This window comes from Paraburkholderia sp. SECH2 (assembly GCF_030464795.1).
Classification (GTDB): Bacteria; Pseudomonadota; Gammaproteobacteria; order Burkholderiales; family Burkholderiaceae; genus Paraburkholderia; species Paraburkholderia aspalathi.
Genome location: NZ_JALPRH010000004.1, coordinates 69,590 through 96,280, shown reverse-complemented (window position 1 = coordinate 96,280; position 26,691 = coordinate 69,590). Strand labels below are relative to the sequence as shown.

Below are 26,691 nucleotides of genomic sequence, written 5' to 3'. Positions count from 1 at the left end.
CATCGGCTGTAAGTCTTGCGTCATGTCGGCAAAAGATACGGCGCTTGTCGGCTCGTCTAACGGTGCTCGGCAAGCGCCGATCTTCAACCACCGCTTGCCGGTTCAAGTTCGATCGGGACCGCAGCGAAGCCGCGAAACCGCACCCGTCCGCCGCGCGTTGGCTCGCCGTCGAGCCGATACGCCGGGAAGCGCTGCACGAAGCGCCCAATGGCGATACGCGCTTCGAGTCGCGCGAGCGACAACCCCGCGCATTGGTGAATGCCGAAGCCAAACGCCAGATGCCGGTTCGGATCACGGCGGATGTCGAAGCGATCCGGTTTCGCGAACTGCTCGGGGTCGCGATTGGCCGCGCCGATGCACAGCGTGACGGGCGTACCGCGCGCCACCGCGATGCCGCCGATCTCCGTGTCGACGGTGGCCATCCGGTTACCCAGCTGATTCGAGCTCTCGAACCGCAAACACTCTTCGACCGCCGACTCGATCAGCGACGGTTCGCGCAGCAACGCGGCGCGCTGCTCCGGCCAGCCGGTGAGCGTAACGAGGCCGTTGCCGATCAGATTCGTGGTGGTCTCATGACCGGCGTTCAGGATGAAGATGCAGTTTTGCAGCAGTTCCGCTTCCGACAATTGCTCGCCGCCCTGTTCGCCTTGTTCGCCCTGAATCAGGCGCGTCAGCACGTCGTGTTGCGGATCGCCAGGCTCGCGCCTGCGCCGTGCCACCAGATCGCGCAGATAGTCGACAAACTCGCTGACCGCACGGTTGCCCCGTTCGAGCTGCGCCTCGCTCAGCGACGGCTCCAGCGCGCCGAGTATCGCCAGCGACCAGTCGCGCAACGGCTCGCGCTCAGCGTGCGGCACATCCAGCAAATTGCCGATGATCTCGACCGGAATCGCCGACGCGAACTCGCCGATCAGATCGATCCGGCCACGCGCGGCGGCTGCATCGAGCAAACCATCGACGAGGCGGATCAGCCCCGGCTCCATGGCCGCGATCGCGCGCGCCGTCAGCGCGCCGGCGATCAGTTTGCGCACCCGCGTGTGACGCGGCGGATCGTTGAAGACGAGACTGGTGGTGTGGTGGGTGTAGAGCGGCGAGTCGCCGTACTTCGGTTTGAATTCGACGGTCTTGTCGGAACTGAATGTTTTCGGGTCGCGGTAGACCGCCTGCACGTCGCGAAAACGCGTCAGAAACAGCGAGCCGTCCGGCATGCGTTTGATCGGTTCATGGGTGCGCAGCGCGTGGTAGACCGGGTATGGGTCGGCATAGAACGCGGGGCTCAGTTGCCTCAGATCGAAATCGCGTGCGAGGGCGGACGCGTCGCTGACTGTCGCAGGGGGCATTGCTTGTCTCCGTGGTAGTGCGCCTCGTCATGGGTGCCGATACCTTGCCGAGGCTAGCCACGTGCGGGTGTGCTGCGCGCCTTTTGGGCGCGACGGGCTTGGCGGGTTCGATAGGCTGCGAGGCGTCGTTCGAAGCGCCAGTATGACGCGGGCGCCTGATCGTTGCACGGTGGATTGCCCGAATGGATACGCGATGCGCCAGGCGATGGGCCTCCTGGCCGGTCGTTTGTTTGTCTATTGGCCAATTGCCGCCCGTCGGCTCGAGTGCCGCCCGCGGATACCTGTCGCCCTTTGTCGGCTGCCCCTGCGGGCCGCATGCCGCCGAACCGTTACAATGACGGAATTTTCCGCGCGCCTCGCGCGGCCGCCCTTTTCTGCTTCAATGCGTCGTCCATGAACCTCGTCATCCAAAGCACCGCGCCTCTTTCCGCCGACCACCACAAAACGCTCGTCGCGCTTGCGCGCGGCTCACGCGCCAATGTTATCGACGCGAACGCGATTCGTATCGCCGACGCGAACGTTGCGCAGCGCGGCGACCTTGAGGTCTATTGCAGCACGCATCAACTGGACTACGCGTTTGTCGAACCCGGCCGCCAGTTGCGTGATTTCGGCCTCGTCGCGATGGACATGGATTCGACGCTGATCACGATCGAATGCATCGACGAAATCGCCGACTTCTGCGGATTGAAAGCGGAAGTCGCCGCGATCACCGAAGCGTCGATGCGCGGCGAAATCAAGGACTTCAATGAGAGCCTGACTCGCCGCGTGGCACTGCTCAAGGGGCTCGACGCCGGCGCGCTCGAACGCGTTTATGAAGAGCGGCTGCAACTCTCGCCGGGCGCCGAACGAATGCTGGCCGGCGCGAAAGCGGCCGGATTGAAAACGCTGCTGGTGTCGGGCGGATTCACGTTCTTTACCGAAAAACTGAAAGCCAGACTCGGCCTCGATTTCACGCACGCGAACACGCTCGAAATCGTGGATGGAAAGTTGACCGGCAAGGTAATCGGCGAAATCGTCAACGCCGACGTGAAAGCACGCACGTTGCGCGAGACATGCGCCCAACTGGGCATCGAGTCAACCCGCGCGATTGCGATGGGCGATGGGTCGAACGATCTGAAAATGATGGCGGCTGCCGGACTTTCGGTAGCGTTCCGTGCGAAGCCGGTAGTGCGCGAAGCAGCCAGTGTGGCGTTCAACCACGTTGGGCTGGATGGTTTGCTGCGCCTGTTTTGAAGCCGGGTTTGCGCCGGCCGATGCGATGGCGGCCAGCGCTGACAAGAGCATTATTTGTTGAGATAGCTGATCAGGAACACACCTAACACGCTGACCGCAACGGTGCCGTTCACAACGTTAGCCCACTTCACAACACGAGCGAAATTTTCGTCGGATTCCAGAAACGTGAATAGTTTGTGCATGAGTGCCTCCTTAAGCTGATTAGTATAATTGCTGCGTTATCTAAAAAAACTAAATCAGGCGCACGTGTAGGATTGCAAACAGAACTGCGGCGACGGCCGTTGCAAAAATAGAGGCGCCAATTGCTACGGGCGATAACAAACCGGCAACGTCCGGTGTCCGCCGATTGTGAGCTTGCGTGCCCGCCCGGTCATGATGCGCATTGACCAGCGCCGACATGACGATAGTGGAACAGGAAAACGCCACGATGCAGAGTCCGGCGATGGCGAAGGCCAGGATCGGCACCACGCCATTTCCCCGCTCCAGCGCGGTCACCGCCTCATAAACCGCGGCCGCGCACAGCCCGATCGCACACCAGAACAGTTGGCCGTCTTTCACTGATGCGGCGATCAACGCCTTCGCGACGCGCCAGCCGTGCGTGGGTGCGACGAGCGCTAGCGTAAAGATCGGGCCGACAATCGGCACGCCAAGATTCAGTAACATCCAGAAAAAAAGATTCATCGAAACTCACCATAGTGCGGCAACCGTTAGTAAAGTTCGCACCATCGTAGCGTCGGGATCCGGCGCCGACCATTCGGCCGAATGGTTAGGCTTACTGGCCATCTTGACAAAACAAAAAGCCCATCGTGAACACGTCACAATGGGCTTTCTCGACTTCTGCAATCGCCGGCAATCAGCAGCCAGCGCTCAGACGCTCAACTCAGCGCCGTCAGGCACTGTTCGATATCCGCGCGCAAATCGGCTTCTTCTTCCAGGCCGATATAGAACCGGACCAGCGTGCCGCGATACGGCCATTGACCTTCCGTGCGCATCGAGGCGACGTCGTACGGCATCGCGAGACTGTGCGCACCGCCCCAGCTCCAGCCGAGCGAAAACAGCTCGAGCGACTCGCAGAACGTGTCGATTTCCGCCGCGCTGTAACGTGCGTCGAACACCACTGAGAACAGTCCGCCGGCGCCGGTAAAGTCGCGCTTGAAAAACTCATGCCCCGGACAGTCGGGCAACGCCGGGTGCAGGACCGCGGCAATTTCCGGACGCGTCTTCAGCCAGTGGGCGAGGCTGAGCGCTGCACGGTCATGCTGTTCGAAACGCAAGCGCATGCTCGGCAGACTGCGCAGAATCAGCGAACAGTCATCCACTGACACACCGATACCCGTGCGCATGCGCGCGGCCTTCAGCTTCAGATGCAACTCGCGATCGACCGTGATCGTCGCGCCCATCAGCACGTCGCCGCCGCCTGACTGGTACTTGGTCAAGGCCTGCACCGAGATGTCGACGCCGTGGTCGAACGGCCGGAAACCGAGCCCTGCGGACCAGGTATTGTCGATCGCCGTGATGACGTTGCGCGCACGCGCCACCGTGGTGATGGCAGGCACGTCGGGCACTTCCATCGTGACCGAACCGGGTGCTTCGAGCCAGATCAAACGCGTATTCGGCTGGATCAGATCCGCGATGCCCGCGCCGATCATCGGATCGTAGTAGCGCGCGGTGATGCCGAAATCGCGCGCCAGCCAGTCGCCGTGATCGCGGTTCGGCGAGTAGACGTTATCGGGAATCAGCACGTCGTCGCCAGTCTTCACAAGGCCGAAGTACACGTTCGAAATCGACGACAAACCCGACGGCTGCAGCAACGCGTGATTGCCGCCTTCGATGGTGGCAAGCCGCTGCGCCAGCGCGAGCGAAGTCGGCGTGGCGTGCAGGCCATAGCGCCATTGCGCGTCGTTTTTCCAGTCGAGCGCGCGCATCGTCGCGAGATCGGGAAACACGACGGTCGAAGCGCGCGTCACCGGCGTCGAGAAGGATTCGAAGCCCGGCGTAAGCTGGTCTTCGTGACGCACGATGCTAGTTTGCAGGCCGCGTTTGAGTTTGGATTGGGTCATGGTGTAGGTAGATCTTATTCGCCGGTTTGCAGGTTGCTCACCCCGCCAACGGCGTGACCACCGCCTGTCGCCGAGGCAGGCGCTGCTGCGCTGCCGGCGGACGCAGCTTTGTTAGCGGCAGCACCGGCGCTCGCTGAAGCAGCCGGCACAGCCTGCCCCGCTGCCAGCGGCTTCAGATCGAATGGCTGCGGGTCGGAATCGTCGACGTTCATCCGGTCGCCCGCCACCGAGCCGTCGGCGGCAAACTTGCCCACCCAGTTGCCGGTAATATGCGTGCCGTCGTTCGACTCCTCGACTTCGAGCGTATCGCCGTCGCGGTCACCCGCGATCAGGATCACCTCGCCGGTGTCGGTGTACTGATACTCGCCGTGCACGCCGGCCGGATCGTCGGTTTTCGCGCCGAGACGCAGCACGATCTGACGCGAACCCAGCATGCCGGCGTAACGCGGAAACTTCGCGAATTCGGGGCTCGGCTTGAGCGGCAACTGAATCGGCGGGGGCGCCGCCAGTTCCTTCACCGCGTCGCTTTCCGCCCATGCCTGCGCGGGCAGCACAGCCCCGGCGCCGACACACAGCAATGCGGCCGTGCTCACTAAACCCCGAAGGAAGTGCCCCTGGAGGACTGCCCAACCGCGCCGGCGCGTCACACCCTTCATCGCTTTGGATTCCTGCATCCGTTCTTTCCTTGTTGCCTGATACTGCTCGATACTCGTTTGCTAGCCGCTTGCTACCGGGCTCAGTTCGGCGGGGCCAGCGCGACGCCTCGCGTGGCGTCACGTTGCCCCGCCTCAGCTTCAGATCCGTTCGAAGATCGCCGCGATGCCCTGCCCGCCGCCGATACACATCGTCACCAGCGCATAGCGGCCGCCAATGCGCTGCAACTCATACAACGCCTTGACGGTAATCAGAGCGCCGGTTGCGCCGATCGGGTGACCGAGCGAAATGCCCGAACCGTTCGGATTGACCTTGGCCGGATCAAGACCGAGCTCCTTGCTGACCGCGCACGCCTGAGCGGCAAACGCTTCGTTCGCTTCGATCACATCGAGATCGGCGACCGTCAGGCCGGCGCGTTCGAGCGCCTTGCGCGTCGCCGGCACCGGGCCGATGCCCATGTAGGCCGGATCGACGCCTGCATGCGCGTACGAAACCAGCCGCGCCAAGGGCTTGATGCCGCGCTTTTCGGCGACGCTGCGTTCCATCAGCACGACCGCCGCGGCGGCGTCGTTGATACCCGAGGCGTTGCCGGCCGTCACCGTGCCGTTTTCCTTGGCGAACACCGGCTTCAACTTGGAGAAGTCTTCGGCCGTTGCGTTCATACGCGTGTGTTCATCCGTATCGAACACGACGTCGCCCTTCTTCGACGGGATCGTGATCGGCAGGATCTGGTCCTTGAAGTAGCCGCTCGTAATCGCGTTGGCCGCACGGCGATGCGATTCGAGCGCGAGCGCATCCTGCGTTTCGCGCGAGATATCGTACTTGCGGGCGACGTTCTCAGCGGTCACGCCCATATGGATGGACTGGAACGGGTCGTTCAACGCGCCGACCATCATGTCGACGAGGCGCGCATCGCCCATGCGCTGGCCAAAGCGCGCAGCCGGCATGGAATACGGCGCACGGCTCATGTTTTCCGCGCCGCCGCCGATCGCGATGTCGGCGTCGCCGAGCAGCACGCTTTGCGCGGCCGAGACGATGGCCTGCAGGCCCGAGCCGCACAGGCGGTTGACGGTCAACGCGGGCGCATGTTGCGCAACGCCGCCGTTGATCGCGGCCACGCGGGCCAGATACATGTCTTTCGGTTCGGTATGCACGACGTTGCCGAACACCACGTGACCGACTTCGTCGCCCGACACGTTCGCGCGCGCCAGCACTTCACGCACGACGCGTGCGCCGAGATCGGTCGGCGGAAAATCCTTCAGACTGCCGCCAAAACCGCCGATCGCCGTACGCACCCCGCTTACCACCACCACGTCTCGTTGCATCGCTCGCTCCTGTTTAGTGTCTCAAGATAATCATGTCCTGGCAGGCTGCGGCGCGCGCCTCGGAGCGCGTTACTGTCAGCCGGCCAGGATGTGTTCGACCGTCGCGCGCGAAGGGATCGGCGCGACCGCGCCGTAACCTTGCGTAGACAGTGCCGCGGCGACGTTCGCATAACGCGCCGCCTGAAAAGGATCGTCACCCGCGACGAGGCGCGCGATGAATGCGCCGCCGAAGCAATCCCCCGCGCCAGTCGCATCGACCGCGTTGACGACGTGGCCCGGCACGACGCGCCGCTCATCCGGCGTGGCGATATACGAACCTTCCTTGCCGAGCTTGAGCGCCACGACACGCGGACCGTGCGACAGCAGAAAGTCGACGATCTCGTCACGGCCGGTCAAGCCGGTGAGCTCGGTTACGTCGTCCCAGCTCGGCAGACAAATGTCGGTGCCACGAATGGCTTCGAGCATCACCGCGCGCGCTCTTGCGAGCGGCCACAGCTTCAAACGCAGATTGGTGTCGAAACTCACGCGCACGCCGTTCGCGCGCGCATGTTCGATCGCCCCCAACGCGGCGTCGCAGGCGCTTAAGCTGATCGCGAGACTGATGCCGGACAAATGGATGACTTTGGCCGCGGCGATCGCATCGAGCGGCAAATCGTGCGGCGCGTAGCGGCTCGCGGCCGAACCCGCGCGCAGATAGTCGAACGCGTGACCTGCGGGACCGTGCGAGACGAAATAGACGCCGGTGGGCGCGTGCGGATCGACGCGCACGAGCGACGTCTCAACCTGTTCGCGTTCCCACAGATCGATCAGCAGACGCCCGAAATGGTCGCTGCCCACGGCCGACACAAAACCCGTCTTCGCGCCCTGCCTTGCTGCCGCGATACAGAAGTTCGACGTATCGCCGCCGAAGCCTTGCAGATAGTTCGGCTGATCTTTAGCCGACTGGTTGAACTCGATCATCGCCTCGCCGAGCGCGAGGATCTCCGGACGCGGAGGCCGGGTTGCCGGCGTGCCGGCGGTGCTCACCGTCATTGCTTAGACCTCGCCCCACAGATCGTGACCGTCGGCGCCGGTGATCTTTACCGAGACAAAATCGCCGACCTTATAACGCTTGGACGCCTTGGTGGCCGGTGCGATGTACACGACGCCGTCGATCTCGGGCGCATCCGCCGCGGTACGGCCGATGCCGCCGTCGGCATTGATCTCGTCGACGAGTACTTTCAGCGTCTTGCCAACCTTCTTCGCAATCCGTTTGGCCGACACTTCTTCGGCCACTTCCATGAAACGCGCGCGGCGTTCTTCACGCACTTCGTCGGGCAACGCACCGTCGAGTTCGTTGGCGCTCGCGCCTTCGACCGGCGAATAAGCAAAGCAGCCGACCCGATCCAGCTCCGCCTCGCGAATAAAATCGAGCAGCGTCTGGAATTGCTCTTCAGTCTCGCCCGGGAAGCCCGCGATAAACGTGCTGCGGATCGTCAGATCGGGGCACATTTCGCGCCACGCCTTCACGCGTTCCATCACTTTCTCGGCGTTGGCCGGACGCTTCATGCGCTTCAACACTTCCGGATGCGCGTGCTGGAACGGCACATCCAGATACGGCAGCACGTGGCCTTTGAACGGACCTTCGGCCATCATCGGAATGACTTCGTCGACGCTCGGATACGGATACACGTAATGCAAACGGACCCATGCGCCGTATTGCGCCGCGAGTTCGCCGAGCGCGCCGACCAGATCGGTCATGCGCGTCTTGATCGGCTTGCCGTTCCAGAAGCCGGTGCGGTATTTCACGTCGACGCCGTATGCGCTCGTGTCCTGCGAAATCACGAGCAGTTCTTTCACGCCGGATTTGAAGAGGTTCTCCGCCTCGAGCATCACGTCGGCGACCGGGCGCGACACGAGGTCGCCGCGCATCGACGGGATGATGCAGAACGTGCAGCGGTGGTTGCAGCCTTCGGAAATCTTGAGATAGGCGTAGTGACGCGGCGTGAGCTTCACGCCGGCAGCCGGCACCAGATCGATGAACGGATCGTGCGGCTTCGGCAGATGATTGTGCACCGCCTGCATCACTTCGCCCAGCGCGTGCGGACCGGTCACGGCCAGCACCTTCGGATGCACTTCTTCGATCAGATTCGAGCCGCTCGCGCTCTGCTTGGCGCCGAGACAGCCCGTGACGATCACCTTGCCGTTTTCGCTGAGCGCTTCGCCGATCGCGTCGAGGCTTTCCTGCACCGCTTCGTCGATGAAGCCGCACGTGTTGACGACGACGAGGTCCGCGCCGTCGTACGTGCCGGAGATCTCGTAGCCCTCGGCGCGCAGCTGCGTGATGATCTGCTCGGAATCGACAAGCGCTTTAGGACAGCCGAGGCTGACGAAACCGACCTTCGGAGTCGAAGGGGTCGGCACGGCGGGGGAAATGGTCTGCGACATAGGATGGGTCCGGCGTATAGCGGTGACGATGGCGACAAATGGGGACGGTGCGGCAAGGCCAAGGGCCAATGGTCAGTCAGACCACGGCCCGGACAGCGTCCCGCGCACGCAACCCTTTATTGTACCGCGCCGGCGACCGTGCAGTCGGCCACGTAGCGGGGCGTTGCCGGATCGGCCGCGTATTGATGCGCCGGCATCGGGATCAAGCCATTGAGTGCCTGGGCGCGCTCGATCACGTCAAGAATGTCGCGCGAATCATGCAGGCGCCGGATGGCCGTATGCAGTTCGGCAGCCTGCGGCCACGTCCGCTTCAGATAGCTGAGCCACATTTTGACGCGCCCGTGCTCATGGCGGGCCGCGACGCGGGCCTGCAATTTTCTCAGGTAGTCGGCGAGTAAACCCAGTACAGCCGGCCATTCCTCGGCGGAAGCCGTCTGCTCCATCAGTCCCCGTATGCGCAATGCCAGGAAAGGATCCGACACGGCGCCCCGCCCGATCATTACATCCGCGCAACCGCTAACGGCCCGGCACCGCTCCCAGTCGGCAACCGTCCAGACTTCTCTGTTGGCGGTGACCGGCACGTCCACGGCGTCGTCGATACGCGCGATCCACTCCCAGTGGGCCGGCGGCCGGTAGCCGTGGTCGCGCGTTCTGGCATGCACGACGAGCGAGGCCGCGCCGCCTTCCGCCAGCGCCGTGGCGCAGTCGATCGCAAGCGACGTATCGGACACGCCGAGCCGCATTTTTGCGGTCACGGCGATGCCGGCAGGCACCGCGGCGCGAACGGACGAAACAATCCGGTTCAGTTGTTCAGGATGCGCGAGCAGCATCGCGCCGCCACCGTGCCGGTTGACGACTTTGGCTGGACAGCCGAAGTTCAGATCGAGTCCATGCGGCGACAGACTGGCCGCCTGGGCCGCATTCAGCGCCATCCATTCAGGATCGCTGCCAAGAAGTTGGATCACCATCGGCGTGCCGGAGGGTGTGCGTCCTCCGTGGAGGACTTCGGGCGTATCCCTCTCGTAGACACGTTCGGGAAGCACCGAGCCCGTCACTCGGACGAATTCGGAAACGCAGCCTTCGAATCCGCCCGTGCTGGTCAGCACGTCGCGCAATACGTAGTCCGCAAGCCCCTCCATGGGCGCAAGAAACAGCTGGCTCATGTGGGAATGGCGCCCAGGCTGCTTCTGCGAATCGTACGGTCAGCCAAAGCTGACAAATCCGGCCTTCGGAATCGAAAGCGTGGGGATGGTAGGGAAACGGGTCTGTGACATAGGTGGGGCTGGGATACAGCGGTGGCGACGGCGACAAATGGGACGCTGCGCCGCGGCCTGAGGGGTAACGGGATCAAAAAGATCACGAAGACCACACCCTGCAACAGCACCAGCGCACGCAACCCGTAATTGTACCGCGCCCGTCCGCTTGCGCCCGGCACGCAGGCCGCCGTGGCCCACCCGCCGCCTCATCGAGCGACGGGCACACCACTCCTGCACCGTTGTTTGGCCATGGGGCCGACCCGTAAAGACCCAGTCGCCGCGTCGGCGTCGCGCCGTTACTTCTTCTCCGGCTCCGGATTGGTTTGCGGCGTAGCCGGTGTGGCCGGTCCGCCTGCCGCATTCACCGGTCCACCTGGCGTGAACGGGAAGGTAGCGAACATCGATTTAGCCTGGTTCTGCATCTGCTCCTGCATCTGCACGAACATGTTCTTCGACTGTTCGATGTAGCTGGTCATCATGCCCTGCATCATGGGGGCCTGCATGTTCATGAATTGCGACCAGACTTCGGGGTTCATCGCCTTGCCTTCGTACAGATTCTTCGACTGGTCGGCGAGCTTCGCCTGAATGTCGATGAAGGCCTGGATGTTCTTCTCCAGATACGTGCCCATCATGCCCTGCATGGCATGGCCGTAGAAACGGATGATCTGCGACAGCATCGAGGACGAGAACATCGGCAGGCCGCCGCTCTCCTCTTCGAGAATGATCTGCAACAGGATGGCGCGCGTCAGATCCTCGTTGCTCTTCGCATCGATGACCTTGAAATCCTCCTGATCCAGCACGAGCTGCTTAACATCCGTCAGCGTGATGTACGTGCTTGTCTCGGTATCGTAGAGCCGGCGATTCGGATACTTCTTGATCAGTCGTTCGGCTGTTTTCTTTGTAGTAGTGGTCATGTAACGCCTTTGAGCGCGAGTTGAGCGCGGAAACGGCGTCATGCCGGCGCACAATCGGGCAATTGTGCAACCGGGACGCCGCCGGAACCATCTGAGTCGAAGCGCGCTGCCTTGTGAGCGGTGCGCCGGTGACTCAGCCCATATGCAAACCACCGTTCAGCGAAAAATCCGCGCCCGTGGAGAAACCCGATTCGTCCGAGGCGAGCCATGCCACGATCGAGCCGATTTCCTGCGGCTGACCGAGACGGCGCACCGGGATCGTCGCAACGATCTTTTCCAGCACATCCGGGCGGATCGACTTGACCATATCGGTGCCGATGTAGCCCGGCGACACGGTGTTGACCGTCACGCCCTTGGTGGCCACTTCCTGCGCCAGCGACATCGTGAAGCCGTGAATACCGGCCTTCGCGGTCGAGTAGTTGGTCTGGCCGAACTGCCCCTTCTGGCCGTTCACCGACGAAATGTTGATGACCCGCCCGAAGCCGCGCTCGACCATCCCGTCGATCACCTGCTTCGTGACGTTGAAGAGGCTGGTCAGGTTGGTGTCGATCACCGCCGTCCAGTCTTCGTGCGTCATCTTGCGGAACACGACGTCGCGCGTGATACCGGCGTTGTTCACCAGCACGTCGATCTCACCGACTTCGGCCTTGACCTTGTCGAACGCCGCCTTGGTCGATTCCCAATCGCCGACATTGCCTTCGGACGCAATGAAATCGTAGCCGAGTGCCTTCTGCTCTTCGAGCCACTTCACGCGGCGCGGCGAGTTCGGGCCACAGCCGGCGACCACCTTGAAGCCCTCTTTGTGCAGACGCTGGCAAATGCTTGTGCCGATGCCACCCATCCCGCCCGTTACGTACGCAATTCGCTGTGTCATAAACTACACTCCGTTTTTCGTTTTCGAGGTGCCGACCGGCTACCTCTTCCCTCGCCTGTGCTTCATCTCCGCTGCCGCCGGGCGACCGGCCGACGAGGCCATTGCTCACCGCGCACTACCTGCTGCAATGTGGCGCGCGGCAACCCTGCTTACCGCCTGCTAAAACCTGTCTGAGCCTGCTTGAGACCTCAAGACCTGAAGGTCCATCAAGCGCGTTCGAGCGCCAGCGCCACGCCCATGCCGCCGCCGATACACAGCGACGCCAGACCCTTCTTCGCATCGCGCTTCTGCATTTCATGGATCAGCGTGACGAGAATCCGGGCGCCGGACGCACCGATCGGATGGCCGATCGCGATCGCGCCACCGTTCACGTTGATCTTCGACGTGTCCCAGCCCATTTGCTGATTCACGGCGCACGCCTGTGCGGCAAACGCTTCGTTGATTTCCATCAGGTCCAGATCGGCCGGCGTCCAGCCCGCGCGTTCGAGACAACGGCGCGAGGCCGGCACCGGGCCCATGCCCATCACCTTCGGATCCAGACCCGAGGTGGCGTACGCCTTGATGCGCGCGAGCGGCGTGAGGCCGAGCGCCTCGGCCTTCTTCGCCGACATCACCAGCACCGCCGCCGCGCCGTCGTTCAGACCCGACGCATTGGCCGCTGTCACCGAGCCTTCCTTCGAGAATGCCGGCTTCAGACCCGCCAGCGATTCAGCCGTCACGCCGTGACGTACGAATTCGTCGGTTGCGAAACGCAGCGGCTCACCCTTGCGTTGCGGAATTTCGACCGGCACGATTTCGTCGTTGAAACGGCCCGACTTCTGCGCGGCTTCCGCCTTGTTCTGCGACAGCGCCGCGAACGCATCCTGCTGCTCGCGCGTGATGCCGTATTCCTTGGCGACGTTTTCTGCTGTCACGCCCATGTGATACTGGTTATAGACGTCCCACAGACCGTCGACGATCATCGAGTCGATCAGCTTTGCGTCGCCCATGCGAAAACCGTCGCGCGAGCCCGGCAGCACGTGCGGCGCGGCGCTCATGTTTTCCTGACCACCGGCGATCACGATGTCCGCGTCACCCGCGATGATCGCGTTGGCCGCCAGCATCACGGACTTCAGCCCCGAGCCGCAAACCACGTTGATTGTCATGCCGGGCACCGCCGTGGGCAGCCCCGCCTTGATCAGCGACTGACGCGCCGGGTTCTGCCCCGAGCCTGCCGTCAGCACCTGCCCCAGAATGACTTCGCTGACCTGCTCAGGCTTCAGACCAGACCGTTCGAGCACGGCGCGAATCACGGTAGCGCCGAGTTCGGGCGCAGCGATCTTCGCCAGCGACCCACCGAATTTGCCAACTGCCGTACGGGCGGCCGATACGATCACAACATCAGTCATTTCCATATCCTCCGGGACATCGGCTAAATACGCCGCTGCCCGTCAAGTTAAAAATCTTGTTGCCAATGCGCCCTTGCGTCTATCAGGACGCGCACTCATACCGCCACACCACCGCGCCCTCAGACGCGCTGAAGCCTACTCCCGTTGCCGCACATAACGCCCTGGCGCCGGTTCGATCACCGGGAATTCGGCGGAGCCGGCCGTGGCGCGCGGCTTCACTTTCTTGCCACCATACTGATCGAGCCACGTGGTCCATTCGGGCCACCAACTGCCGGGCACTTCGGTCGCCTGGTCGAGCCATTCGTCCGGGCTTTCCGGCAACGTCTTGACGTCGCCTTCCAGCGCCCAGTAGTTGCGCTTTTTCTTCGCCGGCGGATTGATCACGCCAGCGATATGACCCGACGCGCCGAGCACGAACTTCAGCGGCCCGGAGAGCAGCGGCACCGACGCATAGGCGGTTTGCCACGGCACGATATGGTCTTCGCGTGAACCGTAGATGAAGGTGGGCACGTCGATCTTCGAGAGGTCGACCGGCTCGCCGCAGGTGGTCACCGCACCCGGCTCGCGCAGACGATTCTCGAGATACGTGTTGCGCAGATACCAGACATACATCGGGCCCGGCAGGCTCGTCGAATCGCTGTTCCAGTACAGCAGATCGAACGGCACTGGCGTGCGCCCTTTGAGGTAATTGTCGACGACGTAGTTCCACACCAGATCGTTCGGCCGCAGGAACGAGAAGGTGTTAGCGAATTCGATGCCGCGCATCAATCCGGGCTTGCCGCCGTTCTTGCCGCCGATGGTCTGCTCGCGCATCTGCACATGCGCCTCGTCGACGAATACGTCGAGCACGCCCGTGTCCGAGAAATCGAGCATCGCGGTAAGCAAGGTCATCGACGCGGCGGGATGCTCACCGCGCGCGGCCGCTACTGCCAGCGCCGTGGCAAGCATGGTGCCGCCCACGCAGAAACCCAGCGTGTTGATCTGCTCGCGGCCGCTGATCTTGCTGACCGTTTCGATCGCCTTGAGGACGCCTTCGCTCACGTAGTCATCCCACGTCTTGCCGGCGATCGATGCGTCCGCGTTGCGCCACGAAATCAGGAACACCTGATGACCCGAATCGAGTCCGTGCGCGACCAGCGAATTCTCCGGCTGCAGATCGAGAATGTAGAACTTGTTGATGCAAGGCGGCACGATCAGCAGCGGTCGCTCACGCACGGTGGCCGTGCGCGGCTTGTACTGAATCAACTGAATGAGGTCGTTCTCGAACACCACTGAGCCTTCGGTGTTCGCGAGATTTTCGCCGACCACGAAACGCGATTCGTCCGTTTGCGAAATCTTGCCGCGCTGCATATCGCCCAGCAGATTCATCACGCCCTGGCGCAAGCTCTCGCCCTTGCTATCGAGCAAGGTCTTTTGCGCTTCCGGATTCAACGCGAAGAAGTTGCTCGGCGATGCGGCTGCGGTCCATTGCTGAACCGCGAACCGAACGCGCTCGCGCATCTTCGGTTCCGTTTCGAGTGCGTCGACCATTTCCTGCAGATAACGCGCGTTCAACAGATACCACGCAGCGGTAAATGCATAGGCCGGCGTCGCGCTCCACGCGTCGGAACTGAAACGGCGGTCCTTGAGTTCGGGGGCTTTCGTCGTGGAGGTGGCCGCCTGCTGGATCAACTCCATCGCCTCACGCGAATAATCGGCTTGCAGCTTTTGCAAACGCTCCGATGGAATCGCGGCGCTCGGGACATTGAGTCCGGCGAATGAAGGCATTGACGGCAGGGATCCCGCAGCCAGTTTGCTGAAATCAGGCATGCCGGGGAACGACGGTATCTGCGGCAAGCCCATTGGCGGCATCTGGGGCACCTGCGGCATCTGAAAAGGTATGCCGCTGCCACCAGGCGGCGTGCCTAGCGAACGCCATGCGTTCATCCAGGCGTCCAGTAACTGCTGCATGCCTGCGGCTGGTGATGCGCCGCTCGTACCGGCCTGCTGCGTGTGCTCCGTCGAGGAGTCCGTGCTGGGAGAAGCTGAGGAATGTGATGCTGCCATACCTGCTTTTGACCGGTGAGTCCTTGCGGACGGGTTGAGAGGCAGGTTCATGCGCACGTGGGCGATTGCTCGCGACCTCGTCACGCCCTGTCCCATGTACGAGGAGCTGTGAGGAACATTCTTGCTCCCCATCGCAAGGCATGTCAATGCTTGTTCCCGATTTTGCCGCAGTGCGATAGTTTTTTAATTATCGTTTTCCCTGTATAGCAGATCGCGCTTTTGGAACATGGGTTGATAAGTGCTCGCATAAGCAAAAAAAGCTCCCCTATTGCATGGGCTTGTGCATATTTATGCGTATTTATCCGTTCACTCGCGCGCACTTTGAGCGGCAGATTAACGTGCGCGCGACAAATTCCGGCAGCGCAGCAAAAGCACGCAACGTATCTCCGAATAAACCCTCATACGGATGCTTGCGGGAACACATCGCGCTAATCGAGGCAACGGCGAGAAACGCCACGGCCGCATGATGGCGCTGATAAATCGAAGCGCCATCATGCGGCCGTGCGTGGATGATTGAGTGCCGGACTAACGCGTAGCCTGATCGTCCAGCCAGATCAGCGCAGCCATGCGCCCTGTCTCGCGATCACGGCGATAGGAATAGAAACGTTCGCGTTGCGTGACCGTACACAGATCGCCGCCGACAATGCGCGTCACACCAATCCGTTGCAAGCGCAAGCGCGCCAGCGCCGCGAGATCGGCGAGATATTTGCCAGGATTTTGCGTATGCGTAATGAATGCATTCGCGGTGGCTTCGCGTTGTGCGCCGTCCACGCCGTTCATGAAGGCGTCACGCACATCTGCACCCACCTCGAATGCGCCCGGGCCGATCGCCGGACCGAGGTAGGCATGCAACGATGCGGCCTCCACACCGGCGAGACTGGCCACACGCTGTGCAGTCTGCTCGACGATACCCGCTGCCAGACCACGCCAGCCGGCATGGGCCGCGCCGACCGCGCGCCCTGCTTCGTCGCACAACAACACCGGCATGCAATCGGCGACCATCACGACACACACCGTGCCCGGCCGATCGGTGACGCTGGCGTCCGCTCGTGTCGGCGTACCGCTTGCCTGAGTCTGTGCGAGCGCATCTTCCGCACGCACGATGCCGGCGCCGTGAATCTGTTCAAGCCACGCGGCCTCGCCTACACCTGCCAGACTCAGCAAGCGTGCGCGATTAGTTGCGACCGCGGCGGGATCGTCGCCGCTTTTCATCCCCAGATTCAGGCCGCCAGGCTGATCAGCGCCATCCTGCCAACGGCCGAACGGCGGCTCGCTCACACCGCCGTTACGGGTGGTGACGAGCGCACGCACACGCGGCGATACGTTCCATGCGGGTTGCACAACATCGGCAAAGCTCAGCTCGGGCAAACTCATGCGTGACCGTCCTCGTCATGTTCGTCATCGTGATCCTGGTCTTCGTCGTGCTCGCCGTCGCCGTCTTCATCGATATCGTCGTCAAGCGAAGCGTCGTAGTCGTCTTCCTCGTAGTACGTCTCGTCGAACTCGCCCGCATCGTCACGCCCCAGGCCAAGCGCCGCCGACAGCACCTGCATGTCTTCCGGTGCATCGGCGCGCCATTGCATGGTCCGGCCGGTTTTCGGGTGAATCAGACCGAGGCGCCATGCATGCAGCGCCTGACGCGCGAAACCGTCCGGCAGCGGCGTCACCGAGCGCTTGCCGCGTGCACGTCCATAAACCGGATCGCCGAGCAGCGGATGGCCGATATGCGCGCAATGCACGCGAATCTGATGGGTGCGGCCGGTTTCCAGATCGCAATGAATCGCGGTGACCGGCTGACGCTGCCAGATCGCCGTGTCCACGCGCCGGAAATGCGTGCGCGCCGCTTTGCCCGATGCGCTCGTCACCACCGCCATGCGCGTGCGTTCGCGCGGATCGCGGCCAATCGGCGCGTCGATCGTGCCCTCTTCGGGCATGTTGCCCCATACCAGCGCAAGGTAACGGCGCTTCACCGTGCGTGCCTGCAGCTGGCGCACCAGATCCGTCTGCGCCTCGAGCGTGCGCGCCACCACCATCAGACCGGACGTTTCCTTGTCGAGCCGATGCACGATACCGGCGCGCGGCAAGCCGGCTGCGGCATCGCCATAGCGGTACAGCAAACCGTTGAGGACGGTGCCGCTCCAGTTGCCGGCCGCCGGATGCACGACCATGCCGGCCGGCTTGTTGATGACCACCAGCGTGTCGTCCTCGTAGACGATCTCGAGCGGCACCGGCTCGGGCGTGAACGCGAGCTGCTCAGGCAGCAGATCGGGCACGAGCTCGATGGTCGCCCCAAGCGGCACCGGCTGACGGATTTTGGCCGGCTTGCCGTCGATGCGCACCCGCTCCGACTCGATCCAGCTTTGCAGCCGGTTACGTGAAAACTCCGGAAAGATTCGGGCGAGCACCTTGTCGAGGCGTTCGCCGGCCAGTTCGTCGGGCACGATGACGCTGCGCGGCGACTCGTCCGCCACGGGGCTCGCCACGGTTGGCACCCTGTCCGGGCCGGCGGCCGCGAGGGCGTCGCTGCCGAGATCGTCGTCGAGTGAATCGACGCCCAACGCGTCGGAGGGGTCAGCGCTTACGCTATAATCTTTGTTGCTATTCCCGGCACCGGTTGCGGCGCCTGGAGTATTTGAGCGGGTCATTGAGTCTGGGTCACCTGGACGTAAAGCTAGACTGGAAAATGCGAGCCTTGAACACCATCACTAAAGCGGCGATCAATTTGGCGGTCATCAAGAAGATGGCCCGGAAAGTGGCCGGATACATTGCGTGCGCCGCAGCCGTCGCCGTTGTTGCGGCTTGCCACGGCCTGCCGGAAAAGACCGACGAGACGGCTGCGTGGAACAACAACAAATTATATACGGAGGCGAACGACGCTCTGACCGGTGGTGATTTCGGCAAGTGCGCCAAGTATTTCGAGATGCTCGAAGGCCGCGATCCGTTCGGCCACTTTGCCCAGCAAGCGCAGATCAACGTCGCGTATTGCAACTGGAAAGATAACGAAAACGCCGCCGCCGACCAGGCGATCGACCGCTTCATCCAGCTGCACCCGGATCACCCGGACATCGCGTACGCGTACTACCTGAAGGGCATGATCCACTTCAACGACGACCTCGGTCTGTTCGGCCGCTTCTCTGGCCAGGACATGAGCGAGCGCGATCCGAAGTCGCTGCGCGAGTCGTATGACGCGTTCAAGGTCGTGGTCGACAAGTACCCGAACAGCAAGTATGCGCCGGACGCCGCGCAACGCATGCGCTATATCGTGAATGCGCTGGCCTCGCACGAAGTCCACGCGGCGGATTATTACTACCGCCGTGGTGCGTATGTCGCCGCAATCAACCGCGCGCAACTGGCGTTGAAGGAATACAAGAACGCACCGGCTATCGAAGACGCACTGCACATCATGATGCTGTCGTATGAGAAGCTGAACCAGCCGCAACTGGCTGACGACACGAAGCGCATTCTGGCCGGCACCTTCCCTGACAGCCCGTATATCACGGGTCACGCAAGGCCCGGTAAGGAAAAGTCGTGGTGGCAGTTCTAAGCCTCGACCAGCTGCCTTAAACAAAAACGCCACGACTTCGGTCGTGGCGTTTTTGTTTGCGCAGTCGCCGCCCAGCCTATGAAGCACCAGCCTGCAACCAGCGCTCTCAGTCCCGCTCGAACAACGCAATCGACTCCACGTGCGAGGTGTGCGGGAACATGTTCACCACGCCCGCCCCCACCAGCCGATAACCGGCCTCATGCACCAGCAGGCCCGCATCGCGAGCGAGCGTGGCGGGCGCGCACGACACGTAGACGATACGCTTGGGCAACGGCCCATTGCCGCTCTGCGCGATCTCCGCGAGCGCCTTGGCGACAGCCAGCGCACCTTCGCGCGGCGGGTCGATCAGGATTTTGTCGAAATGGCCGAGCGCGCGCATGTCGTCGGCGGTGACTTCGAACAGGTTGCGGCAAGCAAACGACGTATGGCCCGCCACACCGTTCAGCTCGGCATTGGCAAGCGCTCGCGAAGTCAGCACTTCGCTGCCTTCGATCCCCATCACTTCTTTCGAAATCCGGGCGAGCGGCAGCGTGAAGTTGCCGATTCCGCAGAACAGGTCGAGCACCCGGTCCGTGCTGGACGGGGCCAGCAGACGCAGCGCACGGCTCACCAGCACGCGATTGATGGCGTGATTCACCTGGGTGAAATCGGTCGGCTTGAACGGCATCCGGATGTTGTATTCCGGCAGCGTGTAGTCGAGTTGCGCGTCGAGCGGATAGAACGGCGCAACCGTGTCAGGACCGCCCGGCTGCAACCACCACTGGATATTGTGTTCGTCGGCGAAATCGCGCAGCACCTGCTCGTCGGCGGCGGTGATCGGCGCGAGATTGCGCAGCACCAGCGCGGTGACCGACGAGCCGACCGCGAGCTCGATCTGCGGCATACGATCGTAAATCGACAGCTTGCGGACCATGAACCGCAGCGGCATCAGCATCGCCGAAATGTGCGGCGGCAGTATCTCGCAGGTCTTCATGTCCGAGATGTAGCTGCTCTTCTTCTCGTAGAAGCCGATGCGCATGCCGCCCTTTTCCGGCAGATAGCGCACCGCCAGACGCGCGCGGTAGCGGTATCCCCAGGCCGGACCGTGAATCGGCCGGAACACGGTCTCCGGGCGCAGCTTCGCCAGATGCTGGAAATTGTCTTCGAGCACGCGCTGCTTGACGGCAATCTGGGCGCGGATGTCGAGATGCTGCATCGAGCAGCCGCCGCAGATATCGAAGTAGGTGCATTTCGGCTTGGTGCGAAGCACGCTTTCGCGGAACACCTGGACGACCTCAGCCTGCTCGAATTTCGGCTTGCTGCGATGCGTCGAGTAGCTGACACGCTCGCCGGGCAGCGCGCCTTCGACAAAAATCACCTTGCCGGGCGTGCCGTCTTCGCTCTCGATGCGGCCCACGCCGCGCGCTTCCATGTCGAGCGAAACGATTTCGATGATCGGCTCATTGCCGGTAATGACGTGCGCTTTCGCCGGAGCGGGCACCTTCTGGCGCTTCGGCGAGCGGCGTTGGGGGGCAGTTCGGGACACCTGCGACTTCCTGACAAACTTGGGGAAAGGCGAGATTGTAGACGAAGCGCCGCGCACACCGATCGCTTCGATCACGATCAGCATACGGCGACGCCTGGCGCTTGCGCCCGGCTTCGCACTACGGCGGCTACCAACAGACGCTCAACTGCGTTAGTGTGCGGCGAACGGTTTCGTTTCAACAAGACCGATAAGCAAGCCGCTTACTGATCGAATGCGGCCAGATACTCGGCCCATTGCGGCGCCGCCTCCAACGCCAGCGCATTTTTGACCAGGTTGATCTCGTCAGCATACTCTTCGGCCGAAAACGCGCCGCGGATTAGCTGGAAGCGGCAATACAGCAGGTATGTATTGACGACATCGGTCTCGCAATAGTTGCGGATTTCCTCGATGCGGCCTTCCTGGTAAGCGTTCCACACCTGGCTGCCGTCCATGCCCATCTTGCCGGGGAAGCCGCACATCTTCGCGAGCGCGTCGAGCGGCGCATTGGCGCGCGCCTGATACATCGCCAGCACGTCCATCAGATCGGTGTGACGCGAGTGATAGCGGCTGATGTAGTTGTTCCACTTGAACTCGCGGTCGTCCTCGCCGAGGTCCCAGAAACGGGAGGCGGGAATGCCGTTGACCAGCGCGCGGTAGTTCAGGACCGGCAGGTCGAACCCACCGCCGTTCCAGGACACGAGCTGTGGCGTGTATTTTTCGATCACGCGATAAAACGACTGCACGAGCGCGGCTTCGCCGTCTTCCAGCGTGCCGAGCGAGCGCACGCGGAAACCGTTGTTGTCGCGGAACACGCAGGAAATGGCGGCGATCCGCTGCAGGTGGTGCGGCAGGAAATCGCTGCCGGTCTTTTCGCGGCGCGCGGCAAAAGCGTGCTCGGCGACTTCGGCGTCGCTCAGCGTGGCGGGCAGATCTTCGAGGCGGCGAATGCCGGCGACATCGGGAATCGTCTCGATGTCGAAAACAAGAATCGGTGTCATCAGGTTATAGAACGGCGTCCTTCCGAACACCGTTGGAGGCAAAGAAGCGCTTCAGCCGCACCAGCGCTTCCTGTTGGATCTGGCGCACACGCTCGCGCGTGAGGCCCATTTCGTCGGCCAGTTCTTCGAGCGTGGCGGGCTCGATGTGATTCAGCCCGAAGCGGCGCTCGATCACATGACGATGCTTGTCCGACAGCCGCGCGAGCCATGCCCGTGTAAGCGTTTCCAGCTCGCGGTGCTGCACTTCGGCATCCGGCGACTGGCTCTGGTCGTCGGACAGCAGGTCGAGCAGGCTGCTCGCCGGGTCAAGATCGAGCGGCGCGTCCAGCGACGCGGTGTGCTCGTTCAACGCGAGAATGTCGGTAACTTCGTCTGTGGTCTTGCCGGTCAGATAGGCAATGTCGTCGATGCTCGCGTCGCGGCGTTCGGCGGCTTCGCCGGAATTCATCGAATTCTTTTCCAGATGGCGCTTCGCGCGCAGCACCTGATTGAGCTCACGGATCACGTGCACCGGCAAACGCACCGTGCGCGCCTGGTTCATGATCGCGCGCTCGATGCTTTGGCGAATCCACCATGTGGCATAGGTTGAGAAACGGAAGCCGCGCGTGGGATCGAATTTCTCGATGGCGTGCATCAGGCCGAGATTGCCCTCTTCGATCAGATCGAGCAGCGGCACGCCGCGGTTGAGGTAACCCTTCGCGATGCTGACGACGAGCCGCAGATTGCGCTCGATCATCACTTGCCGCGCTTCGAACTCGCCCGCCTTCGCCAGACGCGAATACTTCTGCTCTTCCTCGACCGTCAGGAGCGGCTTGACGCTGATACGGTTCAGGTAGTGCTGAATCGTGTCGGCCGTCAGCTCGGCTTGCAGCAGCGCGCGGAAGTCGTCTGCGTCGGCAGGGACTTCGCGGGCCTCGCTGGGTTCTTCCGCGCCGCCCTGACGTTCGTCGAGATCGCGCTCCTCTGCGATCTCTTCTTCAACTTCCGAAGCGCCGCTTTCCTCCACCGAAGCGGGCGTGACGCGGCTAATCGTCTCAGACTCGGCTTGCGGCAGGCGGCGCTTCGATTTCGGCATGGTCGTATCGCTTATTGCGGCGGCAAATACTTCAGTGGGTCGACAGGTTTACCCTGGCGGCGAACTTCGAAATGCAACATCACGCGGTCGGAATCGCTATTGCCCATCTCGGCGATCTTCTGCCCTTTGGTTACCGCATCTCCCTCTTTTACCATCAAAGCGCGGTTGTGTGCATACGCCGTGAGATAAGTTGCATCATGCTTGATGATAATGAGATTGCCGTAACCACGCAGCCCATTTCCGGCATAAACCACGCGCCCATCCGCAGAAGCCTTAACCGGGTCGCCAGCCGCGCCGCCGATATTAATACCCTTGTTGGTCGAATCGTTGAACGTGCCGAGCATCGGTCCACGCACCGGCCATGAGAACGCCACGTTGCCGGACGCGCCGGCGCTCGAATCGCTCGCTGCGCCCGGGTTGGCCGGCGGCGTCAGCGAGGCGTTGTTCGCACCCGAACCATAGATCGGCGGCGCCGCGACGCCTGCCGTCGGCGGCGTACTGCCGAGCGGTGCGCTCTGCACAGCGCCACCACCGCCAATCGGCGCCGTCGACACGCCCGGCGTCAGCGCGGCGGTGTTCGCACCTGGCGGCACGACGCGCAGCAACTGATCGACTTCGATCTGATTCGGGTTAGTGAGATTGTTCCACGTCGAAATGTCGCGGTAGTTCTGGCCGTTCTCCAACGCGATCCGATACAGCGTATCGCCCGGCTTCACGCGGTAGTAGCCCGGCGGCGGCGGTCCGAGCGGCACGGCCGGCTGTTGCGCGGCTTGCGTGCCGAGCGCACCGCTGCCGGAACGGTCGACGACCGGCGCCTGATCGAGGCGGGTCGCACAGGCCGACATCAACAGGGACAAGGCGAGCACGCACACGCTACGCTGGGTTACGGTCATAGGGATAGTCAGTCTGGTTCTTTGCATCGCGCGCAACATACTCATCGGTGTCAAATCACTCCGGATTTTAAGGGTACAAAGAAAACGCGATCAAGCCGCGACTCGCGCCACTGCGCGGGTCCGAGGCGTTCGACCAGAGTCAGCACCTGGTTCTGGCCTTCCTGCGAGCCGACCGGCGCGACCAGACGGCCGCCGATCGCGAGTTGTTCAAGTAATGCTTGCGGTACGTCGAGTCCTGCTGCGGCGATCACAATGGCGTCGAACGGCGCCGCCGACGGCAACCCCAGGCGACCGTCGCCGTAGTGCAGCCGGATGTTCGGAATGCGCAGCGGACGCAAGTTTGTCTTCGCGCGTTCGGACAGCGGCTTGATGCGTTCGATCGAGTAAACATCGCGCGCGACCTGGCTCAGCACCGCCGCCTGATAGCCGCAACCGGTGCCGATTTCGAGCACGTTGGTCAACGTGCGGCCGGCGGCCGCCAGTTCGATCATCCGCGCGACCACGGAGGGCTTGGAGATCGTCTGGTGATGGCCGATCGGCAGCGCGGCATCTTCGTAGGCCTGAGCGGCGAGGCCCGGGTCGACGAACATGTGGCGCGGCACCACCGACATCGCATTCAACACGCGCTGATCGGTTACGCCATTCGCACGCAGGCGTTCGACCATCCGTTCGCGAACCCGTTCCGAAGTCAGTGCCAAAGCGCCGTTCAATGCGACGTTTGGCACAGCGGCGCGCTCGTTGAGTTTGGCGGCGGGCTTGTTCACCGGCGCCGGTTTTGGCGCGGCGCGCGCAGGCGAGCTTTGTCCGACCGCTGTTGCGTGTGGTTTGGCTTGTGGCTTGGCCTGGGCGCTGACAGGCGGTTTCAGCGTCGAGTTCACCGGCGCCTTGATCGGCGCCTTCGCCTGCGGCTTGGCTTGCGATGTCACTTGTGGTTGGGTCTGCGCTCTCGCCGGCGACTTCGCCTGGGTCTTCCCCGCAGAGCCAAGCGGCGAGTTCTTCGCCGGTTGCTGGCGTGCGTTCAGCGCCGCGCTCGCGGCAAGTGCCGCTGCGCGCACTTCGCCCGGACGTCCTTCGGGCCGGCGCGGCTCGCGCACCAGGTCCTCGAGACCGAGCGGAAAGCGCTTTGCGCGCTCGCTCGTCATGAAGCGCCGCTACCGGCGCGCGCCCAGTCGCGCGCTGCGGGCAGCATTTGCGTGTGGGTCAGGTCGAGCTGCAACGGCGTGATCGACACCTGGCCGTTGGCGACAGCGTGGAAATCGGTGCCTTCGCTGGCGTCACGCGCGCTGCCCGACGGGCCGATCCAGTAGATCGGTTCGCCGCGCGGGTTGGTCTGGCGGATCACCGGCTGCGACGGATGCCGCTTGCCAAGACGCGTGATATGCCAGCCGTCGAGTTGCTCATACGGCAGGTTCGGAATATTGACGTTCAGGAGCGGATGCCCCGGCAACGGCTGCTTGAGGTAGTGCGCGACGATCTCGGCGGCCACGCGCGCAGCGTCTTCGAGATGCACCCAGTCTTTGTCGACCAGCGAGAAAGCGATGGCCGGCACGCCGAACATGATGCCTTCGGTGGCGGCGGCGACGGTGCCCGAATAGAGCGTGTCCTCGCCCATGTTCTGGCCGTTGTTGATGCCCGAGACAACCAGGTCTGGCGTGTGGTCCAGCATGCCGGTCAGCGCGATGTGCACTGAGTCGGTTGGCGTGCCGTTCACGTAGTAGAAACCGTTCGCCGAGCGCAGCACCGAAAGCGGACGCGACAGCGTCAAGGAATTGGACGCGCCGCTGCAGTTCTGCTCGGGGGCCATCACGGTAACGTCCGCGATCGGCTTGAGCGCTTCGTAAAGCGCGGCAAGGCCGGGCGCCAGATAACCGTCGTCATTGCTGAGTAGGATTCGCATGCGGCGATTGTAACCGAGGAAAGAAGGCACGCGAACGACACGGCAGGCCGTGCGCGTATCCCATGCAAAGCGCACGCGCCGGGCCGCGCGCCGATGGGTATCGATCGCGCACGAACCGGCTTCGAACAATAAAAACGCACGGTCGTGCGGATTGTTTTACACTCAGAATAGTTGCGAACCCCTGATCGATATGGAGACACGATGCGCGCGATTCGCTGTAATCAATATGGACCGCCGGAGAGCCTGGTCGTCGAAAATCTGCCTGACCTCGAGCCGCCGCCCGGCCACGTCGTGATCGACGTCAAGGCCGCGGCCGTCAACTTTCCCGATGTGCTGATCATCGAGAACAAATACCAGTTCAAACCGCCCCTGCCCTTTACGCCCGGCTCGGAAGTCGCGGGTGTCGTGCGCGCGGTCGGCGCCGGTGTGACGCAGTTCAAGCCGGGCTCGCGGGTGGTCGCGTTCACCGGCTCGGGCGGCTTTGCCGAGCAGGCGCTGGCGCCGGTCGCGGCCTGCGTGCCGCTGGCGGACGGCGTCGACTTCGAACTGGCCGCCGCGTTCACGCTCGCCTATGGCACATCGCATCACGCGGTGGTCGATCGCGGCCAGTTGAAGGCCGGCGAGACGATGCTGGTGTTGGGCGCGGCGGGCGGCGTCGGACTCGCCGCAGTCGAAATCGGCAAGGCGCTCGGCGCGCGCGTGATCGCGGCGGCGTCGACCGACGAGAAGCTCGCCACGTGCGTGAAGCACGGCGCGGACGCCACCATCAACTACAGCACCGAAGACTTGCGCGAACGCATCAAGGCGCTGACCGACGGCAAGGGTCCGGACGTGATCTACGATCCGGTCGGCGGTGTGTATGCGGAACCGGCGTTTCGCAGCATCGGCTGGCGCGGGCGTTATCTGGTGGTCGGCTTTGCGAACGGCGAAATCCCGAAGTTGCCGCTCAACCTGACGCTGCTCAAAGGCGCGAGTCTGGTCGGCGTGTTCTGGGGCGACTTTGCGAAACGCGAGCCGCAACACAATCACGCCGCGTTCGAGCAAATGACCGGATGGATCGGCGCGGGCAAGCTCAAGCCCTACGTATCGGAACGTTATTCGCTCGAAGACACCGGCCGCGCGTTGCGCGATATGGCGGAGCGCCGGGTGATCGGGAAGATCGTGATTACGCCTTAGGCGCAATGCTCTGACGCAGCCGCTCCTTCGAGCGGCAAGAAAACGCAAAACGGCGTGCGGTTTAAAACCGCACGCCGTTTTTGTTGA

The 26,691-nt window shown here is 62.9% G+C and carries 24 protein-coding genes; 3 read left to right on the top strand and 21 right to left on the bottom strand.

What is annotated here, in order from left to right; translation table 11 throughout:
- Positions 1–83: 83 nt before the first annotated feature.
- The gene (locus tag M0D66_RS09750; RefSeq protein ID WP_266210659.1) at positions 84–1,340 is read right to left on the bottom strand and encodes a cytochrome P450; all 1,257 of its coding nucleotides are present in this window, start codon (positions 1,338–1,340) and stop codon (positions 84–86) included.
- Between the two features lie 393 nt (positions 1,341–1,733).
- Here M0D66_RS09750 and serB point away from each other — a divergent pair, with 393 nt between their 5' ends.
- Positions 1,734–2,573, top strand: a complete 840-nt coding sequence (gene serB, locus M0D66_RS09745) for a phosphoserine phosphatase SerB (protein WP_093632778.1) — start codon at positions 1,734–1,736, stop codon at positions 2,571–2,573.
- Positions 2,574–2,623: 50 nt separating this feature from the next.
- On the opposite strand, the gene M0D66_RS09740 is transcribed toward serB, so the two are convergent.
- The 14 genes from M0D66_RS09740 to M0D66_RS09675 form a co-directional block, all read right to left on the bottom strand.
- Complete coding sequence (locus M0D66_RS09740) at positions 2,624–2,755, bottom strand: hypothetical protein (RefSeq protein WP_266210658.1); 132 nt, start codon at positions 2,753–2,755, stop codon at positions 2,624–2,626.
- 49 nt (positions 2,756–2,804) lie between these two features.
- Entirely contained in the window at positions 2,805–3,254 is a 450-nt protein-coding gene (locus M0D66_RS09735) for a hypothetical protein (protein ID WP_266210657.1), read from the bottom strand.
- A gap of 194 nt (positions 3,255–3,448) precedes the next feature.
- Positions 3,449–4,633: a cystathionine beta-lyase gene (locus M0D66_RS09730; protein ID WP_266210656.1), complete on the bottom strand. Its 1,185-nt coding sequence runs from the start codon at positions 4,631–4,633 to the stop codon at positions 3,449–3,451.
- A 14-nt stretch (positions 4,634–4,647) separates the two neighbouring features.
- Positions 4,648–5,307 (bottom strand): hypothetical protein, encoded by a 660-nt coding sequence (locus M0D66_RS09725; protein WP_266210655.1) that lies wholly within the window; start codon positions 5,305–5,307, stop codon positions 4,648–4,650.
- Between the two features lie 120 nt (positions 5,308–5,427).
- Positions 5,428–6,612, bottom strand: coding sequence for a beta-ketothiolase BktB (gene bktB, locus M0D66_RS09720; RefSeq protein WP_211701633.1), 1,185 nt, complete (start codon positions 6,610–6,612; stop codon positions 5,428–5,430).
- Between the two features lie 75 nt (positions 6,613–6,687).
- A complete protein-coding gene (locus tag M0D66_RS09715) occupies positions 6,688–7,644 on the bottom strand; it encodes a sugar kinase (RefSeq protein ID WP_266210654.1) in 957 nt (318 codons plus the stop codon).
- A 3-nt stretch (positions 7,645–7,647) separates the two neighbouring features.
- Positions 7,648–9,039, bottom strand: a complete 1,392-nt coding sequence (gene rimO, locus M0D66_RS09710; protein ID WP_054039491.1) for a 30S ribosomal protein S12 methylthiotransferase RimO — start codon at positions 9,037–9,039, stop codon at positions 7,648–7,650.
- A gap of 116 nt (positions 9,040–9,155) precedes the next feature.
- Entirely contained in the window at positions 9,156–10,202 is a 1,047-nt protein-coding gene (locus tag M0D66_RS09705) for a tRNA-dihydrouridine synthase (protein WP_266210653.1), read from the bottom strand.
- 389 nt (positions 10,203–10,591) lie between these two features.
- Positions 10,592–11,209 (bottom strand): polyhydroxyalkanoate synthesis repressor PhaR, encoded by a 618-nt coding sequence (gene phaR / locus M0D66_RS09700; protein ID WP_054039487.1) that lies wholly within the window; start codon positions 11,207–11,209, stop codon positions 10,592–10,594.
- Between the two features lie 133 nt (positions 11,210–11,342).
- Positions 11,343–12,083 carry a 3-ketoacyl-ACP reductase gene (locus M0D66_RS09695; protein ID WP_054039485.1) on the bottom strand — a complete coding sequence of 247 codons (741 nt, stop codon included), beginning with the start codon at positions 12,081–12,083 and terminating at the stop codon, positions 11,343–11,345.
- Between the two features lie 206 nt (positions 12,084–12,289).
- Positions 12,290–13,471 (bottom strand): acetyl-CoA C-acetyltransferase, encoded by a 1,182-nt coding sequence (locus M0D66_RS09690; protein ID WP_093632777.1) that lies wholly within the window; start codon positions 13,469–13,471, stop codon positions 12,290–12,292.
- Positions 13,472–13,606: 135 nt separating this feature from the next.
- On the bottom strand, positions 13,607–15,421 hold the full coding sequence (gene phaC / locus M0D66_RS09685; protein WP_167378282.1) for a class I poly(R)-hydroxyalkanoic acid synthase: 1,815 nt from the start codon (positions 15,419–15,421) through the stop codon (positions 13,607–13,609).
- A 621-nt stretch (positions 15,422–16,042) separates the two neighbouring features.
- Complete coding sequence (gene pgeF / locus M0D66_RS09680; RefSeq protein WP_266210652.1) at positions 16,043–16,891, bottom strand: peptidoglycan editing factor PgeF; 849 nt, start codon at positions 16,889–16,891, stop codon at positions 16,043–16,045.
- The gene (locus tag M0D66_RS09675; protein WP_266210651.1) at positions 16,888–18,162 is read right to left on the bottom strand and encodes an RluA family pseudouridine synthase; all 1,275 of its coding nucleotides are present in this window, start codon (positions 18,160–18,162) and stop codon (positions 16,888–16,890) included. Before M0D66_RS09675 ends, pgeF begins: the two co-directional genes overlap by 4 nt.
- A 38-nt stretch (positions 18,163–18,200) precedes the next feature.
- Between M0D66_RS09675 and M0D66_RS09670 the strand changes: the two genes are divergently transcribed.
- Entirely contained in the window at positions 18,201–19,061 is an 861-nt protein-coding gene (locus M0D66_RS09670; RefSeq protein ID WP_093632654.1) for an outer membrane protein assembly factor BamD, read from the top strand.
- 106 nt (positions 19,062–19,167) lie between these two features.
- Here the strand turns inward: M0D66_RS09670 and rlmD are convergent, their stop codons facing one another.
- The 6 genes from rlmD to surE form a co-directional block, all read right to left on the bottom strand.
- Positions 19,168–20,586 carry a 23S rRNA (uracil(1939)-C(5))-methyltransferase RlmD gene (gene rlmD, locus M0D66_RS09665; protein WP_093632776.1) on the bottom strand — a complete coding sequence of 473 codons (1,419 nt, stop codon included), beginning with the start codon at positions 20,584–20,586 and terminating at the stop codon, positions 19,168–19,170.
- Between the two features lie 200 nt (positions 20,587–20,786).
- Positions 20,787–21,563, bottom strand: a complete 777-nt coding sequence (locus tag M0D66_RS09660; protein ID WP_200564512.1) for a 3'-5' exonuclease — start codon at positions 21,561–21,563, stop codon at positions 20,787–20,789.
- A 4-nt stretch (positions 21,564–21,567) separates the two neighbouring features.
- A complete protein-coding gene (rpoS, locus tag M0D66_RS09655) occupies positions 21,568–22,638 on the bottom strand; it encodes an RNA polymerase sigma factor RpoS (RefSeq protein WP_054039479.1) in 1,071 nt (356 codons plus the stop codon).
- A gap of 11 nt (positions 22,639–22,649) precedes the next feature.
- Complete coding sequence (locus M0D66_RS09650) at positions 22,650–23,576, bottom strand: peptidoglycan DD-metalloendopeptidase family protein (RefSeq protein WP_093632652.1); 927 nt, start codon at positions 23,574–23,576, stop codon at positions 22,650–22,652.
- A gap of 5 nt (positions 23,577–23,581) precedes the next feature.
- On the bottom strand, positions 23,582–24,673 hold the full coding sequence (locus tag M0D66_RS09645) for a protein-L-isoaspartate(D-aspartate) O-methyltransferase (protein WP_266210650.1): 1,092 nt from the start codon (positions 24,671–24,673) through the stop codon (positions 23,582–23,584).
- On the bottom strand, positions 24,670–25,428 hold the full coding sequence (gene surE / locus M0D66_RS09640) for a 5'/3'-nucleotidase SurE (protein ID WP_054039538.1): 759 nt from the start codon (positions 25,426–25,428) through the stop codon (positions 24,670–24,672). Before surE ends, M0D66_RS09645 begins: the two co-directional genes overlap by 4 nt.
- Before the next feature lie 201 nt (positions 25,429–25,629).
- On the opposite strand from surE, the gene M0D66_RS09635 reads away from it, so the two are divergent.
- Complete coding sequence (locus M0D66_RS09635; protein WP_175052247.1) at positions 25,630–26,604, top strand: NADPH:quinone oxidoreductase family protein; 975 nt, start codon at positions 25,630–25,632, stop codon at positions 26,602–26,604.
- The last annotated feature ends 87 nt before the right edge of the window (positions 26,605–26,691 follow it).

Bases quoted from the DNA above. Each gene is read 5' to 3' on its own strand.
- M0D66_RS09705 (WP_266210653.1), bottom strand. From the start codon at position 10,202: ATGAGCCAGCTGTTTCTTGCGCCCATGGAGGGGCTTGCGGACTACGTA.
- M0D66_RS09695 (WP_054039485.1), bottom strand. From the start codon at position 12,083: ATGACACAGCGAATTGCGTACGTAACGGGCGGGATGGGTGGCATCGGC.
- M0D66_RS09735 (WP_266210657.1), bottom strand. From the start codon at position 3,254: ATGAATCTTTTTTTCTGGATGTTACTGAATCTTGGCGTGCCGATTGTC.
- M0D66_RS09690 (WP_093632777.1), bottom strand. From the start codon at position 13,471: ATGACTGATGTTGTGATCGTATCGGCCGCCCGTACGGCAGTTGGCAAA.
- M0D66_RS09715 (WP_266210654.1), bottom strand. From the start codon at position 7,644: ATGACGGTGAGCACCGCCGGCACGCCGGCAACCCGGCCTCCGCGTCCG.
- M0D66_RS09750 (WP_266210659.1), bottom strand. From the start codon at position 1,340: ATGCCCCCTGCGACAGTCAGCGACGCGTCCGCCCTCGCACGCGATTTC.
- M0D66_RS09635 (WP_175052247.1), top strand. From the start codon at position 25,630: ATGCGCGCGATTCGCTGTAATCAATATGGACCGCCGGAGAGCCTGGTC.
- M0D66_RS09675 (WP_266210651.1), bottom strand. From the start codon at position 18,162: ATGACCCGCTCAAATACTCCAGGCGCCGCAACCGGTGCCGGGAATAGC.
- surE (WP_054039538.1), bottom strand. From the start codon at position 25,428: ATGCGAATCCTACTCAGCAATGACGACGGTTATCTGGCGCCCGGCCTT.
- serB (WP_093632778.1), top strand. From the start codon at position 1,734: ATGAACCTCGTCATCCAAAGCACCGCGCCTCTTTCCGCCGACCACCAC.
- M0D66_RS09725 (WP_266210655.1), bottom strand. From the start codon at position 5,307: ATGCAGGAATCCAAAGCGATGAAGGGTGTGACGCGCCGGCGCGGTTGG.
- M0D66_RS09730 (WP_266210656.1), bottom strand. From the start codon at position 4,633: ATGACCCAATCCAAACTCAAACGCGGCCTGCAAACTAGCATCGTGCGT.
- bktB (WP_211701633.1), bottom strand. From the start codon at position 6,612: ATGCAACGAGACGTGGTGGTGGTAAGCGGGGTGCGTACGGCGATCGGC.
- rpoS (WP_054039479.1), bottom strand. From the start codon at position 22,638: ATGCCGAAATCGAAGCGCCGCCTGCCGCAAGCCGAGTCTGAGACGATT.
- rimO (WP_054039491.1), bottom strand. From the start codon at position 9,039: ATGTCGCAGACCATTTCCCCCGCCGTGCCGACCCCTTCGACTCCGAAG.
- pgeF (WP_266210652.1), bottom strand. From the start codon at position 16,891: ATGAGTTTGCCCGAGCTGAGCTTTGCCGATGTTGTGCAACCCGCATGG.
- M0D66_RS09670 (WP_093632654.1), top strand. From the start codon at position 18,201: ATGCGAGCCTTGAACACCATCACTAAAGCGGCGATCAATTTGGCGGTC.
- phaR (WP_054039487.1), bottom strand. From the start codon at position 11,209: ATGACCACTACTACAAAGAAAACAGCCGAACGACTGATCAAGAAGTAT.
- M0D66_RS09645 (WP_266210650.1), bottom strand. From the start codon at position 24,673: ATGACGAGCGAGCGCGCAAAGCGCTTTCCGCTCGGTCTCGAGGACCTG.
- M0D66_RS09660 (WP_200564512.1), bottom strand. From the start codon at position 21,563: ATGACACCGATTCTTGTTTTCGACATCGAGACGATTCCCGATGTCGCC.
- M0D66_RS09740 (WP_266210658.1), bottom strand. From the start codon at position 2,755: ATGCACAAACTATTCACGTTTCTGGAATCCGACGAAAATTTCGCTCGT.
- M0D66_RS09650 (WP_093632652.1), bottom strand. From the start codon at position 23,576: ATGAGTATGTTGCGCGCGATGCAAAGAACCAGACTGACTATCCCTATG.
- phaC (WP_167378282.1), bottom strand. From the start codon at position 15,421: ATGCAGCAGTTACTGGACGCCTGGATGAACGCATGGCGTTCGCTAGGC.